We start from the raw sequence: 15,931 nt of genomic DNA on the forward strand, positions 1-15,931 counted from the left end.
TAGGGCGTTCATGCGCGCACCCGTGATCATGGTCCACGGCGCCTTTTGTGGCGGTTGGACCTTCGACGCTTTCCGCGCGCCGTTCGAGGCCGCCGGCCATCGCGTCCTTGCTCCCGATCTCATCGGCCACGACGGCCAGAGCAGCGCCGCCGGCGTCTCGATGAGCGACTACGCCCGTCAGATCGTACGCCTGATCGAGGCCTGCGAGACGCCGCCGATCCTGATCGGCCACTCGATGGGCGGCCTGGTCGCCCAGATGGCCGCGAGCCGCGCCAAGGTTTCCAAGCTGATCCTGCTGGCCCCCTCCGCCCCCTGGGGCGTGCAGGGCGCGAGCCTGGAGGAGGCGGCCTCGGCCATGAGCCTCTACACCTTCGGTCCCTATTGGCTGCAGGCCATCCAGCCCGACTACGGCGTCGTGCGCCGCTACAGCGTCGACAAGCTGGCCCGCCCCGAGCGCAAGGCGATCTTCGCCCGCATGACGCCCGAGAGCGGCCGGGCGCTGTGGGAGACGCTGAACTGGTGGCTGGACCCGTTCATGACCACCTCGGTCTCGGCGCCCGGCTGTCCGATGCTGGCCATCGCCGGCGGCCAGGACGTCATCCATCCGCCGGCCACGGTCCGCCAGACCGCCGCGCGCCTGGGCGGCAGCGTCGAGGTGTTCCCCGAGATGAGCCACTGGCTTCCCGGGGAACCTGGCTGGGAGGCGGTTGCGGAGCGGTGCTTGGCGTTCATCGCCAACGAAGGCCGGGCGGCGGCCTGAGCCAACCCAATCCTTGTCATCCCGGAAAGCCCGCAGGGCTTGTCCGGGACCCAGGGGCCGGCGCACTGCGGCTGCCCCTGGGTCCCGGCTCTCCGCTTCGCTGCGGCCGGGATGACAAGCTTTTTGGGCTTTGAAGAACTAGGCCGCCGGCGAAAATACCTTCAGCCCCAGGATGCCGGCCACGATCAGGCCCAGGCAGACGAGCCGCGCCGCCGTCGCCGGCTCCTTGAACAGCACGATGCCGACGATGGCCGTGCCGACCGCGCCCACGCCCGTCCAGACGGCATAGGCCGTGCCCAGCGGCAGGGTCTTCACGGCCCAGCCCAGCAGGCCCATGGACGCCACCAGGCTGACGGCGGTCAGCGCGATCGGGATCGGCTTGGTGAAGCCCTCGGTGAACTTCAGGCCCACGGCCCAGCCGATTTCGAACAGTCCAGCGATGAAGAGAATGATCCAGGCCATGACGAGCCCCTTTTCAGGTGGGGTCGTCCCCGGACTTACGGCTTTCGCGAAAAGCAAAAGGCGCGGGGGTCGTCCCCCGCGCCTCGCTTAGATAGGACCCATGCCCCTAGGGGGCAAGTCAGCCTTAGCGGCTGGTGGTGCTGTACAGGATCTGGGCGCGCTCGAAGTTCTTGCCGACCGAGGTCTCGTCGGTCTTCTTCAGGCGCATGAACACCAGACCGGCGTGACCGCCGGCCCAGGCGTCGTCCCACGACACGGTGAAGCGGCGGAAGTCGCTGCCGACCGTCTGGTCGTTGCGGATCAGGCGCAGCTGCGGGCTGTTTTCCCAGGTGGCGTAGTCGTGCAGGGCGTTGGCCAGTTCCTGGGCCTGCTCGGGGGTCTGCGCGTAGTCGATGGTGATCGTGCAGACGTTCTTGTTCGAGCCCGGGTTATCCAGGGTGATGTTGTAGGGCTTGCCCAGATCGAAGAACCACTGCTCCTTCTTCTTCTTGAAGCCGTAGTCCTTGACCAGCTGGGCGAAGTCGCCGCCGGCGACCGACGGCTTGCAGACCTTGTCCAGCACGTCCATCAGGCGGACCGACAGCGGGTCGGTCGTGCGCGGGCCACGGACCGGCGCGGTGTAGGTTTCAGCCGGCGCGGCGCCAGCGGCCGGCGCGGCGACAGGCGGAGCGGCTTGGTCGGCCGGAGCGGCCGGGGCGGTCTGATCGGCGGGCGCCGGGGCGGCGGCCGGAGCAGGAGCGGCGGCGGGAGCAGTGGTTTGCTCCTGAGCGACGGCGACGGTCGAGATCGCGCCGAAGGCGATCAGGCTGGCGAGCGCAAGGCGCATAGGCTGGATATCCCCAACAAGACGAGAGGTCGGCATTAAAACCGACGGACGGTCCCTCGCAACCCTTATGGCTACGGATTAAGACCAAGATTAGGCCACAAGTGTAATTTTTCCACTCGTGACACGACGCATGGTTGCTCCGGACACGAAAACGCCCCCGATCCGGGGGACCGAGGGCGTTTCGAGTACGTACATGCGAACGGCTTAGGCCGCTTCGACGGCGTGTTCGGCCAGGATCGTCAGGCCGTCCGGACCGACGTCGGCGAAACCGCCTTGGATGTCGAACACCTTGGTCGTCGCGCCGTCCTTCACGGTCACCTTGCCTTCGCGCAGGGTGGTCATGAACGGGGCGTGGCCGGCCAGGACGCCGAAGTCGCCTTCCGTGCCCGGAGCCTGGACCAGGTCCACGTCGCCGGAGAACAGTTCGCGCTCGGGGGCGACCAGAGAGAAGTGCAGCTTGGCCATCAGTTGAAGGTCTCCTCGACGTCGCCCAGGGCGGCCTCGATGTCTTCGTCGGTCTGAATCTCGGTCCCGCAGAACGGGCAGAAGTGGATCGTGGCCAGCATCAAGCCGGTCTCGCCCTCTTCTTCCCGCTCGCCGAGATTCAGCAGGATCAGGCCGCTGTCATGCTCGATGAGACCGGCGTTGGTGTCCGGAGACACCGCTTCCGCCAGTTCCTCGCAGCAGAATTGGCCCAGATCGGCGTCTTCGGTCATTAGGCTTCCGCCGCCATCTTTTCGGCCTTGGCCACGGCTTCCTCGATGGCGCCGACCATGTAGAAGGCGCCTTCCGGCAGGTGGTCGTACTCACCGTCCACGATGCCCTTGAACGAGCGGATCGTGTCCTTCAGCTGGACGAAGGCGCCCGGCGTGTTGGTGAACTGCTCGGCGACGTGGAACGGCTGGCTCAGGAAGCGCGAGATCTTGCGAGCGCGCGACACGACCAGCTTGTCGTCTTCCGACAGCTCGTCCATGCCCAGGATGGCGATGATGTCCTTCAGCGACTTGTACTGCTGCAGGACTTCCTGGACCGAGCGGGCGACGTTGTAGTGCTCTTCGCCGATGACCAGCGGGTCCATGATCCGCGAGGTCGAGTCCAGCGGATCGACGGCCGGGAAGATGGCCTGGGCCGCGATGTCACGCGACAGAACGGTGGTGGCGTCCAAGTGGGCGAACGAGGCGGCGGGCGCCGGGTCGGTCAAGTCATCGGCCGGGACGTAAATGGCCTGGACCGAGGTGATCGAACCCTTGTTCGTCGAGGTGATGCGCTCCTGCAGGTTGCCCATCTCGGTGGCCAGGGTGGGCTGATAGCCCACGGCCGAGGGGATGCGGCCCAGCAGAGCCGACACTTCGGCGCCGGCTTGGGTGAAGCGGAAGATGTTGTCGACGAACAGCAGCACGTCCTTGCCTTCTTCGTCACGGAAGTATTCCGCGATCGACAGGCCGGTCAGGGCGACGCGGGCGCGGGCGCCCGGGGGTTCGTTCATCTGGCCGTAGACCAGGGCGCAGCGCGAGCCTTCGGTCGAGCCGTTGTTGGCCTTCGGGTCGACGTTGACGTTCGACTCGATCATCTCGTGATAGAGGTCGTTGCCTTCGCGGGTGCGTTCACCCACGCCGGCCAGAACCGAGTAACCGCCGTAAGCCTTGGCGATGTTGTTGATCAGTTCCTGCATCGTCACGGTCTTGCCGACGCCGGCGCCGCCGAACAGGCCGATCTTGCCGCCCTTGGTGTAGGGGCACATCAGGTCGATGACCTTGATGCCCGTGACCAGCACTTCAGCGGTGTTGGTCTGCTCGGCGAAGGTCGGGGCGTCGCGGTGGATCGGGCGCGACAGGTCCGACTGGATCGGGCCCTGCTCGTCGATCGGCTCGCCGATGACGTTCATGATGCGGCCCAGCGTGCCCGGACCGACCGGAACGCGGATCGACTCGCCGGTGTCACGGACGGGCTGGCCACGGACCAGACCTTCGGTGGCGTCCATGGCGATGGCGCGGACGGTGTTCTGGCCCAGGTGCTGGGCGACTTCGAACACCAGGCGCTGGCCGGTGGCGGTGTTGGTGGTCTCGACGGCGTTCAGGATCGCCGGCAGAGCGCCGTCGAACTCGATGTCGACGACGGCGCCGATGATCTGGACGAGGCGGCCGGTGGCGCCTTCCAGGTTGGTGGTCGGAGCCTTGGGCGCGGCGGCCTTGGGGGCAGCCGGCTTCTTGGCGGCCGGAGCCTTGGGAGCGGCAGCGGCGGCGGCGGGAGCCTTGGTCGCGGCGGCAGCCTTCGGAGCAGCGGCGGCCTTGGGGGCGGCGGGCTTCTTGGCGGCGGCGGCGGCCGGCTTTTCAGCGGGGGTCTTGGCCATGGCGTGCGGGTCTTTCGATCTCTGCGTGCTTGTGTCGTTAGGCTAGATCAGACGGCTTCTGCGCCGGAGATGATCTCGATCAGCTCTTTGGTGATCTGGGCCTGGCGGGAACGGTTATACTCGAGGGTGTAGCGCTTGATCATGTCGCCGGCGTTGCGCGTGGCGTTGTCCATGGCGGTCATCTGGCTGGCGTAGAAGCCGGCCATGTTGTCCAGCAGGGCAGACAGGATCTGAACCGTCAGGTTGCGCGGCAACAGGGTCTCGAGGATGGCCTCTTCCGAGGGCTCGTACTCGTAGACCGCCGTCGGACCGGTCGGGGCTTCGACGCCTTCGACGGTCGCCGGAATCAGCTGCAGCGCCGTCGGGGTCTGGATGACCACCGACTTGAAGCGGCTGTAGAACAGCGTGACCACGTCGATGTCGCCGGCCTCGTAGAGGCGCGTGACGACGTCGGCGATCGGCTGGGCGACCGACAGGGTGAACTGGCGGTAGGCCGACAGGTCGAAGTTCTCGACAACCTTGTCGCCGTACGGGCGACGCAGCTGCGAGGAGACCTTCTTGCCGACGCAGACGATCTTGACGTCCTTGCCCTGGGCGATCAGGCCGTCGATGTGCTGGCGCGCGGCCCGCACGATCGACGAGGTGAAGCCGCCGGCAAGGCCGCGATCGGCCGCCGCGACGACGATCAGGTGGCGGTCGTCGCGACCGGTGCCGGTCAGCAGGGCCGGAGCCCCGTCGCCCGACACGCCGGCCGCGAGATTGGCGATGACCGAAGCCAGGCGCCGAGCATAGGGACGGGCGGCTTCAGCCGCGTCCTGGCTCCGGCGCAGCTTGGCGGCTGCCACCATCTGCATCGCTTTCGTGATCTTTTGCGTCGCTTTGACGCTCGAGATCCGATTGCGCATTTCCTTCAAGCTGGCCATTCGGCGCTACTCTCTCCGAGCGGTTCCGAGGGACTTAGGCGAAGGTCGCCGAGAAGCTGTCGAGCGCGCTCTTCAGCGTGTTCTCCAGGTCCTTGTCGAGGGCCTTCTTGGTGCGGATGCCGTCCAGCAGGTCCTTGTGAGCGCTGTGGAGGCGAGCCAGCAGCTCGGTCTCGAAGCGACGGACCGACGAGGTCGGGATCTTGTCCAGATAGCCGCGCGTGCCGGCGTAGATCACGCAGACCTGCTCTTCGACCGATTGCGGCGAATATTGCGGCTGCTTCAGCAGCTCGGTCAGGCGCTCGCCGCGAGCCAGCATCTTCTGGGTCGAGGCGTCCAGGTCCGAGCCGAACTTCGCGAAGGCGGCCATTTCACGATACTGGGCCAGTTCGCCCTTAATCGGACCGGCGACTTGCTTCATGGCCTTGATCTGGGCCGACGAACCGACGCGCGACACCGAGATGCCGACGTTCACGGCCGGGCGGATGCCCTGGTAGAACAGGTCGGTTTCCAGGAAGATCTGACCGTCGGTGATCGAGATCACGTTGGTCGGGATGTAGGCCGACACGTCGTTGGCCTGGGTTTCGATGATCGGCAGCGCCGTCAGCGAGCCCGAACCGTTGTCTTCGTTCAGCTTCGCGGCGCGTTCCAGCAGGCGCGAGTGCAGGTAGAACACGTCGCCCGGATAGGCTTCGCGGCCCGGCGGGCGGCGCAGCAGCAGCGACATCTGGCGGTAGGCGACGGCTTGCTTGGACAGATCGTCATAGATGATCAGGCCGTGCAGGCCGTTGTCGCGGAACCACTCGCCCATGGCGCAGCCCGAGAACGGCGCGATGTATTGCAGCGGGGCCGGCTCCGAGGCCGAGGCGACGACCACGATCGTGTATTCCAGGGCGCCGTGCTCTTCCAGGGTCTTGACGATCTGGGCGACGGTCGAGCGCTTCTGGCCGATGGCGACGTAGACGCAGTAGAGCTTGGCGCTCTCGTCCTTGCCGGCGTTGACGGCCTTCTGGTTCAGGATGGTGTCGATGGCGACGGCGGTCTTGCCGGTCTGACGGTCACCGATGATCAGCTCGCGCTGGCCACGGCCGACCGGGATCAGGGTGTCGATCGACTTCAGGCCGGTCTGCACGGGCTCGTGCACCGACTTGCGCGGGATGATGCCCGGAGCCTTCACGTCGACGCGGCGACGCTCGGTGTATTGGATCGGGCCCTTGCCGTCGATCGGCTCGCCCAGCGGGTTGACGACGCGGCCCAGCAGGCCACGGCCGACCGGCACGTCGACGATCTCGCCGAGGCGACGGACTTCGTCGCCTTCCTTGATCTCGGCGTCAGCGCCGAAGATCACGGCGCCGACATTGTCGCGCTCGAGGTTCAGGGCCATGCCCTTCACGCCGGCCTTCGGGAATTCCAGCATCTCGCCGGCTTGGACGTTGTCCAGGCCGTAGATGCGGGCGATGCCGTCACCGACGGACAGCACCTGGCCGACGTCCGAGACGGCGGCTTCTTCGCCGAAGTTGGCGATCTGCGACTTGAGGATGGCCGAAATTTCGGCGGCGCGGATGTCCATGGTTTCTGGGCTCTCTGCGATCTAATTTTTTTCGAGGCGCTTAATTAAAGGCTTAAGCGCGCTTCAGGGCGAATTTCAGGGAATCGAGCTTCGAACGGAGCGAAGCGTCGAAGAGACGCGAACCGACGCGCACCTTCAGACCGCCCAGCAGGGACGGATCGACGCGCGTGGAAACTTCGGGGGTCTTGCCGAGCGCTTCAGCCAGGGCGGTTTGCACGCCCTTCAGCTGGGCAGCCGACAGGGCGGTCGCCGAGACGACCTCGGCGGTGACGACGCCGCGGTGCTTGGCCGACAGTTCGGAGAAGGCCGAGATGGCGCCCATCAGGTCGCCGGTGCGGCCGTTCGAGGCCACCAGGCCCAGGAACTTCGTGGTCAGCATGTCGAACTTGGCCTTGACGGCCACGGCGACGAGACCCTTGCCCTTGTCCTCGGCCGAGAAAGCGGGCGAGGCGATCAGGCGGCGCAGGTCGGCGCTGTCGGCGACCATCGCCTTCAGGCTCTTAAGGTCGGCCTCGACCTTGGCCAGATTGCCGTTCTCGATCGTCAGTTCGAAGAGGGACTGCGCATAGCGCTGACCCGCATCCGTCGCCTTGGTTTCGTCCGCCACTTGGTATCCGCCCGGTGCGTTGCAATGGCCGCGAATAGGAAGGTTACCCCTTATCGCGACTTAAAGGCTTGAGCGCGCTTATGAAAAGCACATGGACGGCCGACGCGTCCGCGCCGCCCTGTCCGAAGCCGCGCGCCTGATAACACGGGCCTTTCGCAGTCGCAACCAAAGGGGCGCGGCAGGTTCGAACGATCAGTCCGCGGCGCGACGGAACACGGCCGACGCCGAAGCCGCCAAAGCGCCGTCGGCGCGCCGCAGTTCGCCCTGGGCGAACACCAGGCTGCGGGTGGCCCGCTCGACCCAGCCCTTGGGCTCCAGGGCCGCGTCGCCGGCCTCGCCGGCATAGTCCACGGTCATCGAGGCCAGGGCCGTCCCCTCGCCCGCGGCCTTGCGCAGAACGGTTTCCAGCTGGGCGGCCAAGCTCGTGTCCATATCCGTCAACTAATCACGGTTCCGGAAAAGAAAAGGGGCGGCGGAGGGTTTCCGCCGCCCTTCAAGGCGAATGCTCGAGGAAACAGCCAGACCGGGCCGGAGAAACGGCGACCCACAACGCGTCTGGTACTCAGATAAAGCGCAGTACGTGTTCTTACTTAGCCGAGGCCAGGGACGAACCGCCCTTGGCCGAGGCGTTGCAGCGGGTCAGGTCATCGGCGTCCAGCGACTTGGTTTCGCCGCCGAAGGCCGCGACGCGACCCACTTCCTTGGCGAGCGCCTTGCAGGCGACCGCGGTGAGTGCCCGCGAGGGGGCTTGGGTCGAGACGCACTCGGCGCCCTCGCAGACGAAAACGGCGCCGCCGGCCACGACCTTGGTCTTGGCGGCCACGGGGGCGTCGAGGGCGGCGGCGATGCGGCCGTCGGCGAAGGCCGAACCCGCGAACATGACGGTGGTGAGGGCGGCGACGGCCGCCAGGGAACGGAGCTTCATGCGAAAGCCCTCCGGCATTGGGGAAGTTGCGGTCAGATCGTTGATCGGTGAGACGCGGTACTGGCCGCCCGGACCTTGCCAACCCCTCTGGGTCACCCCAGCTAAGGTTGGTCGCGCCGGTATCCCCACCGGTGCTTCGGGTCCGAACTAAGCATTGCTTAGATATCAGTGATAAGAAATTGCGCAAGCGGAATTTCGCACGCGCACCGATTTTTCGGAAAACGGGGTTTCCTGACGAAACGCGGCGAGGCCGGCGCGGAAACGGCGAGGTCCGGCTTCACGGACGCGGCGATTTGCGGGACGGTGCGCGGCCGACGCAACCGGGAGCCCGACCATGGCCAAGCTCGTCTTCGGGATGATGCAATCGCTCGACGGCTATGTGGACGGCGTCGAGGGCGGACCGCAAATCGCGATGCCCGGCCCCGCCCTGCACCAGCACTTCAACGACCATGTCCGCGGCCTGGCCGGCTGCCTCTACGGCCGCCGCATCTACGAGATGATGCGCTACTGGGAGGAGGATAAGCCCGACTGGAACGACATCGCCCGCGACTATGCCGATGCCTGGCGGGCCCAGCCCAAATGGGTGGTGTCGACCACGCTGAAGGCGGTCGGTCCGAACGCGACGCTGGTCTCCGATGATGTCGGGAGCTTCGTCCGCCGCCTGAAGGCCGAGCACGAGGGCGAGATCGACGTCGCCGGCCCGGAGCTGGCCGCGAGCCTCACCGATCTTGGCCTGCTGGACGAGTACCGGCTCTATCTCCGCCCCTTCGTCCTCGGCGGCGGCAAGCCCTACTTCGCCCGGACGCGGCCGCCGCTACGGCTGATCGCCAGCGAGGCGGTCCCGGAGGACGCCTTTAGGCTGACCTACGTTCCGGCTTGAATGCTTAAAGCCCCAGGATTTGGTCGATCCGGCTTTCGGCCTTGGCGTGGATGGCGCGGTCCTCGACCATGCCCTGGGCGCGGGCGTAGCGGCCGTCCTTGCCGACGCGACGCTCGATGCCTTCGGCGCTGAACACCGTGACCGTCTTGGGATCGGTGAAGGCGCCCAGCACCGCGGCCACCACCGAACCGATGACGGCGGCGGCGATCGGGCCGGCCGCATCGATCCAGGTTTCGCCGAAGATCGCCTCGACGCGCATGACCAGCACCTCGCGGTTGGTCTGGTGCTCCATGACCCCGAGGGCCCAGCGGGCCCCACCCTCGACCAGCACGGCCAGGGCGATCGGCAGGAGCACGCCCAGCCACCGCGGCCGGACGAACAGTCCGAGCGCGGCCCCGATGATCGCGAAGGCGGCCATGGTGATCATGGCGGAAACCCTAGTCTCGGTCCGGTCAAAGAGCGGTTAAAGTTCGTTCCGCAGGGGCACGGTTGGCTGCGACCCGTCGCCGCGCTTTAGTGCTTCAAAACCATAAGATGAGCGCGAGGGAGGCTTGGCCATGGACTTCCAACTGCCGCAGGCGTTGACCGCCTATCTGGGCGAGCTCGACGCCTTCATCGATCGCGAAATCGCGCCCTTGCAGGCGCGCGACGACAACGAGCGCTTCTTTGACCACCGCCGCGAATGGGCCCGCACCGACTGGGACGGCGGCGGCCTGCCCAAGCACGAGTGGGAAGAGCTGCTGGCCAAGGCCCGCAAGCTGGCCGACCAGGCCGGCCACTACCGCTTCGCCCTGCCGAAAGAATATGGCGGCCAGGACGGCTCCAACCTCTGGATGGCGGTGATCCGCGAACACCTGGCGTCCAAGGGCCTGGGCCTGTTCAACGACCTGCAGAACGAGCACTCGATCGTCGGCAACAATCCGTTCGTGCTGATGATCCGCGACTTCGGCCGGCCCGACCAGCAGCACCTGATCACCGACATGCTGGACAAGGGCGCCTTCCGCCCGACCTTCGGCCTGACGGAGCCCGAGCATGGGTCGGACGCCACCTTCATGGAAACCCGCGCCGTCCGCGAGGAGCACAAGGGCGAGGCCGGCTGGCGGATCAACGGCGAGAAGATGTGGACCACCGGCATGCACGCGGCCACGCATTGCTGCCTGTTCGCCCGCACCAGCGGCGAGGACGGCGACGCGCGCGGCATCACCGCCCTGCTGGTCCCGGCCCATGCCCCCGGCGTGAAGATCGAGGAGTACCTCTGGACCTTCAACATGCCGACCGACCACCCTCGGGTCAGCTTCACCAATGTCTGGGTGCCGGAGAGCGCGATGTTCGGCCCCGAGGGCGGCGGCCTGGCCCTGGCCCAGCACTTCGTGCACGAGAACCGCATCCGCCAGGCGGCCTCCAGCCTGGGCGCGGCGGTGTTCTGCATAGAAGAAAGCATCGCGTACGCACGCGCGCGCAAGCCGTTCGGCAAGGCTCTGGCCGAGAACCAGGCCATCCAGTTCCCGATCGTCGAGCTGTCCACCCAGGCCGAGATGCTGCGCCTGCTGATCCGCAAGACCGCCTGGGACATGGACCAGATGTCCAAGGTCGAGGTCGAGAAGCGCCTCTCCGACAAAGTGTCGATGTGCAACTACTGGGCTAACCGGCTGTGCTGCGAGGCCGCCGACCGGGCCATGCAGATCCACGGCGGCATCGGCTATTCCCGCCACAAGCCGTTCGAGCACATCTACCGCCACCACCGCCGCTATCGGATCACCGAGGGCAGCGAGGAAATCCAGATGCGCAAGGTCGCCGCCTGGCTGTTCGGCTACATGGGGCCGCGCAAGAAGGCCTTCGCCGACATGGACAAGGTTTAACCTGTCGCCCTCTCGCGTGTAACGCTAGGCTCGCTATCTAACAGCGATACGCGAGCATACATGTTCGCATTTTTGCTTGGACGAGCCTGCTGATCCGCTTCTTACGAAGCGGGCAGGCTCTCGTGGAGGGATGCCTTGAACCGTTTCGTCCGCAACGCTGCCCGCGTGGCCCTGATCGTCGCCATCCCCGCGACCCTGGCCGGCTGCGGGATCAACACCATCCCCACCCAGGACGAGGCCACGAAGGCCGCCTGGGCCGAGGTGCAGAACCAGTACCAGCGCCGCGCCGACCTGATCCCGAACCTGGTGGCCACGGTGAAGGGCTACGCCGCCCAGGAAAAGAGCGTGCTGGTCGAGGTCACCCAGGCCCGCGCCAGCGCCACCCAGGTCAAGGTCGACGCCTCGACCATCGCCGACCCGGCCCAGTTCCAGCAATACGCCGCCGCCCAGGACAAGCTGTCGGGCGTGCTGGGCCGCCTGATGATGATCCAGGAGCAGTATCCGGACCTGAAGTCGAACCAGAACTTCCTGGCCCTGCAGAGCCAGCTGGAAGGCACCGAGAACCGCATCACCATCGCGCGCCGCGACTACAACGGGGCGGCCCAGACCTACAACACCACCCTGCGGACCTTCCCCAGCGTGTTCTGGGCCAAGACGATGTACAGCGGCCAGAAGCCGGCCCAGCTGTTCCAGGCCACGGCCGCCGCCCAGAGCGCTCCGACGGTGGACTTCAGCGCGCCTCCCACGGCCACGCCGCCGAAGGTCCAGTAACTTGTCCCCATTCCGCTCATCCCCGCGAAAGCGGGGACCCAAGCCGAGCCTGACGGTTTCGCGCGGCGTCGCCGTTGCCAAATCCGCTTGGGTTCCCGCTTTCGCGGGAATGAGCGGGTTCTTGGTGGCTCTGGTCCTGGCGATGACGGTGGCTTTCCCCGCCTTCGCCGCGCCGAAGTTCCCGCCCCTGACCGGGCGGGTGGTCGATGACGCCCAGATCCTGTCACCGGACGTCGAGCGCGACCTGACGGCCAAGCTGGAAAACCTCGAGACCACGACCGGCCGCCAGCTGGTCGTGGCCACGGTCCCGAGCCTGGATGGCTATCCAATCGAGGACTACGGCTACCAGCTGGGCCGGACCTGGGGCATCGGCGAGAAGGACAAGAACACCGGCGCGATCCTGCTGGTCGCGCCCAACGACCGGAAGGTGCGGATCGAGGTCGGCTATGGCCTGGAACCCGTCCTGACCGACGCCCTGTCCAGCGTCATCATCCAGAGCGCCATCCTGCCGAAGTTCCGCGACGGCGACATGGAAGGCGGCATCGTCGCGGGAACCAACGCCCTGGTCGAGCAGCTCAGCCTGCCCGCCGACCAGGCCAAGGTCCGCATCGCGCAGGCCAGTCAGCCTCAGCGGGAGCAGGGACCAGGCTCGCTGATCACCGGCGCCCTGATCCTGATGTTCATCGTCTTCGTGCTCGGCGGCATGCTCCAGGGCCGGCGCAATCGCCGTGGCGGCCTGGGCGAGGCGCTGCCGTGGATCATCCTGGGCGCGCTGAACAACAGCGGCCGGGGCGGGGGCGGCTGGAGCGGCGGCGGCGACTCAGGCGGAGGCGGCGGCTTCTCCGGCGGCGGCGGATCGTTCGGCGGCGGCGGCAGTTCGGGGAGCTGGTGAGATGGCGCAACGCATGACCCCGCAGGACCTCGACCGCATCGCCGGCGCGGTGGCCCAGGCCGAGAAGACCACCGCCGGCGAGATCTTCTGCGTCCTGGCGCCGGAGGTGTCGGACTATCGCGAGACGCCCTTGGCCTGGGCGGCGCTCGCGGCCCTGGTGCTGCCGGCCGGCGCGCTGCTGGCGGGCTTCCGGCCCGAGATGCTGACCCACCTGTTCGGCGGTTGGAGCATCGGCCACCACGCCGCCCTGGACGGGGCGATCCTGTCGGCGCTCTCGACCTATATCGCCCTGCAGCTGGTGGTGTTCGTGGCGGCGGCCCTGGTCGCCTCGATCCCGCCGATCCGTCGCGCCCTGACCCCCAATTCGCTGAAGAAGGCCCGGGTGCGCCGCGCGGCCATGGAGCAGTTCCTCAGCCACGGCCTGCACGTCACCCGTGATCGCACGGGCGTCTTGATCTTCGCCGCCCTGGCCGAGCACCGGGTCGAGGTCATCGCCGACGAGGGCATCTACGCCGCCGCGCCCAACACGGCCTGGGACGAGGTCGTCGCCGACCTGGTCGCCGGCCTCAAGGCCGGCCGCATCGCCGACGGCTTCGTCGCCGCCGTGGCCCGGACCGGAACCATCCTGGCCGCCCACGTCCCGCCTCGCCCCGACGACCGCAACGAACTGCCCGATGGCCTCACCATCCTGACGAAGCACTGATGCAGTTCCTGGCCGAGCTCATGATGGAGATCACGGTCGAGGCCCTCGCTTACTTCGCCGAGGAGGGCCTCACCGCCCTCTTCAGGCGGCGATCAGGCCCGACCTGAGATGGCGCGTGATCGGCGGAGGGTCCTGGCGCCTTTCGCGCTTCGTCGCCGGGAAACCTAAGCCGCCTCGCGCGCTTTTCCATGGTGAAGCCGGAGAGCCGCCATGACTGATTTCGACACCTTCCTGGACATCCGTCGCCAGGCCGCCCAGGCCTATGTGAACGGTCAGGCCGGGCCGCTGGATCAGCTGGCCGCCACCGCCTGCCCCGCCAGCTTCTTCCCGCCGCGCGGCGGGCACGAGGTCGGCGCCGAGTGGGTGGCCAACATCTATGGCCGCGACGCCGAAGCGTTCGGCGAGGGCGGCGAGACGACGCTGGAGATCCTGCACAGCGACAGCGCCGGCGACCTCGGCTACTGGACCGGCCTGCAGCACGCCAAGGTCCGGCTGAGCGGCCAGGACGAGCCGGTCGAGATGCACCTGCGGATCACCGAACTGTTCCGCCACGAGGACGGCGCCTGGCGGCTGATCCACCGCCATGCCGACCCGCTGGTGAAGCCGCCGGTGGAGTAGCTACTCCGCCGCCAGGGCCATCGGGGCGGCCTGCGCCCCACGCACAAGCCGCCCTGGCAACGCTCCCGTCGGCTCGCCATCGCGCTGGGTGACGACGCCCGCGACGATGGTGGCGACATAGCCGTGCGCCCTCTGCACCAACCGCCGCCCGCCGGCCGGCAGGTCGTAGGCCACGCGCGGAGCCTCCAGGCGCAGGCCCGCATAGTCGATGACGTTGAGGTCGGCGCGATAGCCGGGCGCGATCAGACCGCGATCCAGCAGGCCGACGGCGGCGGCCGTGTCGCGGGTCTGGCGGGCGATCATGGTCTCCAGCGCGATCTTCGGCCCGCGCGTGCGGTCGCGGGTCCAGTGGACCAGGTTGCTGGTCGGGAAGCTGCCGTCGCAGATCATGCCGACATGCGCCCCGCCGTCCGACAGGCCCGGCACGGTGTCGCGGTGGGTCAGCATGTGGAAGCTGGGGCCCAGCGAGCCGTCGGCATAGTTCAGGAACGGGTGGTAGAGCATGCCGCGCCCGTCGTTCGCCAGCAGGGCGTCCAGCGCCACCACGGCCGGCTCACGGCCCTCGCGCGCGGCGATCGCGGCCACCGTCCTGTCGGCCGTCGGCTCGTAGTCCGGGTCCGCGCCCATCGGGAAGAGGTTGTCCCAGGCTCGCAGGGCGCTGCCGGCGAACGGGCCCTTGGCGGCCTCGTCGTGGGCGAAGAGGCGGGCGCGGATGTCGGGATCACCCAAGGCCGCGACCTTCTCCGCCAGCGGCCGGTCCTTGAGCTCGGCGAAGACCGGGTTCTGGCTGAAGGGGTTGAGCGTCAGCTCCAGGCCGAACAGCACCCCGACCGGACGGCCGCAGACCTGGGCCTTCATCGGCAGGCCGGCGTCGACGGCGGCCGACAGGCCCGCCAGCATCGCCTTCCAGCCCTCGGGCGCCTTGGGGCTCTGGACCAGCGAGAACGACAGCGGCCGGCCCGAGCGCTCGACGATCCGGCGCAGCATGGCCAGCTCCGCCGCGCCGTCCGCGAAGTCCGAGACCAGTTGCAGCACGCCCTTGCCCGCGGCGGCCAACCCTAAGGCGATGCCGGTCAGCTCGTCCTCGCCGGCCGTCAGGGTCGGGGTCGGCTGGCCGTCGCTGGTCCGGTGATTGAGGGTGCGCGAGGTCGAGAAGCCCAGCGCCCCGGCCTCGGCCGCCCGCTGGGCGATGGCGGCCATGGCGGCGATGTCGGCCTGCGTGGCCGGCTCGCGGTTCGCGCCGCGCTCGCCCATCACATAGACCCGCAAGGCCGCGTGCGGCAGCTGGGCGCCGATATCGACGTCGAAGGCGCGGCCGCCGAGAAAGTCGAGATAGTCGGGGAAGCTCTCCCAGGCCCAGGGCAGGCCCTCGGTCAGCACCGGGAACGGGATGTCCTCGACGCCCTCCATCAGCCGGATCAGGCGGTCGTGGTCCTGCGGCCGACACGGCGCGAAGCCGACGCCGCAATTGCCCATGACCACCGTGGTGACGCCATGGCCCGAGCTGGGCGTCATCGCCGAGCCCCAGGTCGCCTGGCCGTCATAGTGGGTGTGGATATCGACGAAGCCCGGGGTGACGATCCGGCCTCGGGCATCGATCTCCTCGACCCCGGCCGCCAGGTTCGGACCGATGGCGACGATCAGGCCGTCCTTGACCCCGACGTCGGCGACAAAGCCCGGCCCGCCGGTCCCGTCGAAGACCGTTCCTCCACGCAGAACCATGTCATAGGCGCGCTGGGCCATGACGTTCCTCCCGTGAGTTATCGTTGTTCACGAGGGTCCGCCCGG

Annotated in this window: 19 protein-coding genes and 1 pseudogene; 7 read left to right on the forward strand and 13 right to left on the reverse strand. The window is 67.8% G+C overall.

Annotated features, from left to right (window positions below; translation table 11 throughout):
- Nucleotides 1–10 precede the first annotated feature (10 nt).
- Complete coding sequence (locus AC07YH_RS11770; RefSeq protein ID WP_494747174.1) at nucleotides 11–760, forward strand: alpha/beta fold hydrolase; 750 nt, start codon at nucleotides 11–13, stop codon at nucleotides 758–760.
- 15 nt (nucleotides 761–775) lie between these two features.
- On the opposite strand, the pseudogene AC07YH_RS11775 reads toward AC07YH_RS11770, so the two are convergent.
- The 11 genes and pseudogenes from AC07YH_RS11775 to AC07YH_RS11825 form a co-directional block, all read right to left on the reverse strand.
- Nucleotides 776–898 (reverse strand): annotated as a pseudogene (locus tag AC07YH_RS11775) (hypothetical protein); the annotation flags it as partial.
- Nucleotides 899–1,222: a quaternary ammonium compound efflux SMR transporter SugE gene (gene sugE, locus AC07YH_RS11780; RefSeq protein WP_494747175.1), complete on the reverse strand. Its 324-nt coding sequence runs from the start codon at nucleotides 1,220–1,222 to the stop codon at nucleotides 899–901.
- A gap of 124 nt (nucleotides 1,223–1,346) precedes the next feature.
- Nucleotides 1,347–2,084, reverse strand: coding sequence for a hypothetical protein (locus AC07YH_RS11785; RefSeq protein ID WP_494747176.1), 738 nt, complete (start codon nucleotides 2,082–2,084; stop codon nucleotides 1,347–1,349).
- A 168-nt stretch (nucleotides 2,085–2,252) separates the two neighbouring features.
- Nucleotides 2,253–2,513, reverse strand: a complete 261-nt coding sequence (locus AC07YH_RS11790; RefSeq protein ID WP_047412005.1) for an ATP synthase F1 subunit epsilon — start codon at nucleotides 2,511–2,513, stop codon at nucleotides 2,253–2,255.
- On the reverse strand, nucleotides 2,513–2,764 hold the full coding sequence (locus AC07YH_RS11795; protein ID WP_494623164.1) for a hypothetical protein: 252 nt from the start codon (nucleotides 2,762–2,764) through the stop codon (nucleotides 2,513–2,515). The genes AC07YH_RS11790 and AC07YH_RS11795 overlap by 1 nt, the downstream gene beginning before the upstream one ends.
- Nucleotides 2,764–4,398: a F0F1 ATP synthase subunit beta gene (gene atpD / locus AC07YH_RS11800; protein WP_494747177.1), complete on the reverse strand. Its 1,635-nt coding sequence runs from the start codon at nucleotides 4,396–4,398 to the stop codon at nucleotides 2,764–2,766. The genes AC07YH_RS11795 and atpD overlap by 1 nt, the downstream gene beginning before the upstream one ends.
- Nucleotides 4,399–4,445: 47 nt before the next feature.
- Nucleotides 4,446–5,321, reverse strand: a complete 876-nt coding sequence (locus AC07YH_RS11805) for a F0F1 ATP synthase subunit gamma (protein WP_494747178.1) — start codon at nucleotides 5,319–5,321, stop codon at nucleotides 4,446–4,448.
- 34 nt (nucleotides 5,322–5,355) lie between these two features.
- Nucleotides 5,356–6,888, reverse strand: coding sequence for a F0F1 ATP synthase subunit alpha (gene atpA, locus AC07YH_RS11810; protein WP_494623170.1), 1,533 nt, complete (start codon nucleotides 6,886–6,888; stop codon nucleotides 5,356–5,358).
- 52 nt (nucleotides 6,889–6,940) lie between these two features.
- Nucleotides 6,941–7,495, reverse strand: a complete 555-nt coding sequence (locus AC07YH_RS11815) for a F0F1 ATP synthase subunit delta (RefSeq protein ID WP_494747179.1) — start codon at nucleotides 7,493–7,495, stop codon at nucleotides 6,941–6,943.
- A gap of 192 nt (nucleotides 7,496–7,687) precedes the next feature.
- Nucleotides 7,688–7,927 (reverse strand): hotdog family protein, encoded by a 240-nt coding sequence (locus tag AC07YH_RS11820; RefSeq protein ID WP_494747180.1) that lies wholly within the window; start codon nucleotides 7,925–7,927, stop codon nucleotides 7,688–7,690.
- A 154-nt stretch (nucleotides 7,928–8,081) separates the two neighbouring features.
- Nucleotides 8,082–8,420, reverse strand: a complete 339-nt coding sequence (locus AC07YH_RS11825) for a DUF8200 family protein (protein ID WP_494747181.1) — start codon at nucleotides 8,418–8,420, stop codon at nucleotides 8,082–8,084.
- A 334-nt stretch (nucleotides 8,421–8,754) separates the two neighbouring features.
- Between AC07YH_RS11825 and AC07YH_RS11830 the strand changes: the two genes are divergently transcribed.
- Nucleotides 8,755–9,300, forward strand: a complete 546-nt coding sequence (locus tag AC07YH_RS11830) for a dihydrofolate reductase family protein (protein ID WP_494747182.1) — start codon at nucleotides 8,755–8,757, stop codon at nucleotides 9,298–9,300.
- A gap of 4 nt (nucleotides 9,301–9,304) precedes the next feature.
- Here the strand turns inward: AC07YH_RS11830 and AC07YH_RS11835 are convergent, their stop codons facing one another.
- Nucleotides 9,305–9,727, reverse strand: a complete 423-nt coding sequence (locus AC07YH_RS11835) for a hypothetical protein (RefSeq protein ID WP_494747183.1) — start codon at nucleotides 9,725–9,727, stop codon at nucleotides 9,305–9,307.
- Between the two features lie 124 nt (nucleotides 9,728–9,851).
- Here AC07YH_RS11835 and AC07YH_RS11840 point away from each other — a divergent pair, with 124 nt between their 5' ends.
- From AC07YH_RS11840 to AC07YH_RS11860, 5 genes are all read left to right on the forward strand, one after another.
- Nucleotides 9,852–11,159 carry an acyl-CoA dehydrogenase family protein gene (locus AC07YH_RS11840; RefSeq protein WP_494747184.1) on the forward strand — a complete coding sequence of 436 codons (1,308 nt, stop codon included), beginning with the start codon at nucleotides 9,852–9,854 and terminating at the stop codon, nucleotides 11,157–11,159.
- Nucleotides 11,160–11,294: 135 nt separating this feature from the next.
- Nucleotides 11,295–11,930 carry a LemA family protein gene (locus AC07YH_RS11845; RefSeq protein WP_494747185.1) on the forward strand — a complete coding sequence of 212 codons (636 nt, stop codon included), beginning with the start codon at nucleotides 11,295–11,297 and terminating at the stop codon, nucleotides 11,928–11,930.
- 109 nt (nucleotides 11,931–12,039) lie between these two features.
- Nucleotides 12,040–12,822 (forward strand): TPM domain-containing protein, encoded by a 783-nt coding sequence (locus tag AC07YH_RS11850; RefSeq protein WP_494747186.1) that lies wholly within the window; start codon nucleotides 12,040–12,042, stop codon nucleotides 12,820–12,822.
- 1 nt (nucleotide 12,823) lies between these two features.
- Nucleotides 12,824–13,525, forward strand: coding sequence for a TPM domain-containing protein (locus AC07YH_RS11855; RefSeq protein ID WP_494747187.1), 702 nt, complete (start codon nucleotides 12,824–12,826; stop codon nucleotides 13,523–13,525).
- 210 nt (nucleotides 13,526–13,735) lie between these two features.
- Nucleotides 13,736–14,143, forward strand: a complete 408-nt coding sequence (locus AC07YH_RS11860) for a YybH family protein (protein ID WP_494747188.1) — start codon at nucleotides 13,736–13,738, stop codon at nucleotides 14,141–14,143.
- Here AC07YH_RS11860 and AC07YH_RS11865 read toward each other — a convergent pair whose 3' ends face one another.
- Nucleotides 14,144–15,886 carry an N-acyl-D-amino-acid deacylase family protein gene (locus AC07YH_RS11865; protein WP_494747189.1) on the reverse strand — a complete coding sequence of 581 codons (1,743 nt, stop codon included), beginning with the start codon at nucleotides 15,884–15,886 and terminating at the stop codon, nucleotides 14,144–14,146. It abuts the gene before it with no gap.
- Nucleotides 15,887–15,931: the final 45 nt, after the last annotated feature.

The organism is Caulobacter sp. GW456-12-1-14-TSB4, from assembly GCF_059424195.1.

Excerpts from the sequence above, each read along its gene's own strand:
- AC07YH_RS11770 (WP_494747174.1), top strand. The coding sequence starts at position 11 with ATGCGCGCACCCGTGATCATGGTCCACGGCGCCTTTTGTGGCGGTTGG.
- sugE (WP_494747175.1), bottom strand. The coding sequence starts at position 1,222 with ATGGCCTGGATCATTCTCTTCATCGCTGGACTGTTCGAAATCGGCTGG.
- AC07YH_RS11785 (WP_494747176.1), bottom strand. The coding sequence starts at position 2,084 with ATGCCGACCTCTCGTCTTGTTGGGGATATCCAGCCTATGCGCCTTGCG.
- AC07YH_RS11790 (WP_047412005.1), bottom strand. The coding sequence starts at position 2,513 with ATGGCCAAGCTGCACTTCTCTCTGGTCGCCCCCGAGCGCGAACTGTTC.
- AC07YH_RS11795 (WP_494623164.1), bottom strand. The coding sequence starts at position 2,764 with ATGACCGAAGACGCCGATCTGGGCCAATTCTGCTGCGAGGAACTGGCG.
- atpD (WP_494747177.1), bottom strand. The coding sequence starts at position 4,398 with ATGGCCAAGACCCCCGCTGAAAAGCCGGCCGCCGCCGCCGCCAAGAAG.
- AC07YH_RS11805 (WP_494747178.1), bottom strand. The coding sequence starts at position 5,321 with ATGGCCAGCTTGAAGGAAATGCGCAATCGGATCTCGAGCGTCAAAGCG.
- atpA (WP_494623170.1), bottom strand. The coding sequence starts at position 6,888 with ATGGACATCCGCGCCGCCGAAATTTCGGCCATCCTCAAGTCGCAGATC.
- AC07YH_RS11820 (WP_494747180.1), bottom strand. The coding sequence starts at position 7,927 with ATGGACACGAGCTTGGCCGCCCAGCTGGAAACCGTTCTGCGCAAGGCC.
- AC07YH_RS11825 (WP_494747181.1), bottom strand. The coding sequence starts at position 8,420 with ATGAAGCTCCGTTCCCTGGCGGCCGTCGCCGCCCTCACCACCGTCATG.
- AC07YH_RS11830 (WP_494747182.1), top strand. The coding sequence starts at position 8,755 with ATGGCCAAGCTCGTCTTCGGGATGATGCAATCGCTCGACGGCTATGTG.
- AC07YH_RS11835 (WP_494747183.1), bottom strand. The coding sequence starts at position 9,727 with ATGATCACCATGGCCGCCTTCGCGATCATCGGGGCCGCGCTCGGACTG.
- AC07YH_RS11850 (WP_494747186.1), top strand. The coding sequence starts at position 12,040 with ATGAGCGGGTTCTTGGTGGCTCTGGTCCTGGCGATGACGGTGGCTTTC.
- AC07YH_RS11855 (WP_494747187.1), top strand. The coding sequence starts at position 12,824 with ATGGCGCAACGCATGACCCCGCAGGACCTCGACCGCATCGCCGGCGCG.
- AC07YH_RS11860 (WP_494747188.1), top strand. The coding sequence starts at position 13,736 with ATGACTGATTTCGACACCTTCCTGGACATCCGTCGCCAGGCCGCCCAG.
- AC07YH_RS11865 (WP_494747189.1), bottom strand. The coding sequence starts at position 15,886 with ATGGCCCAGCGCGCCTATGACATGGTTCTGCGTGGAGGAACGGTCTTC.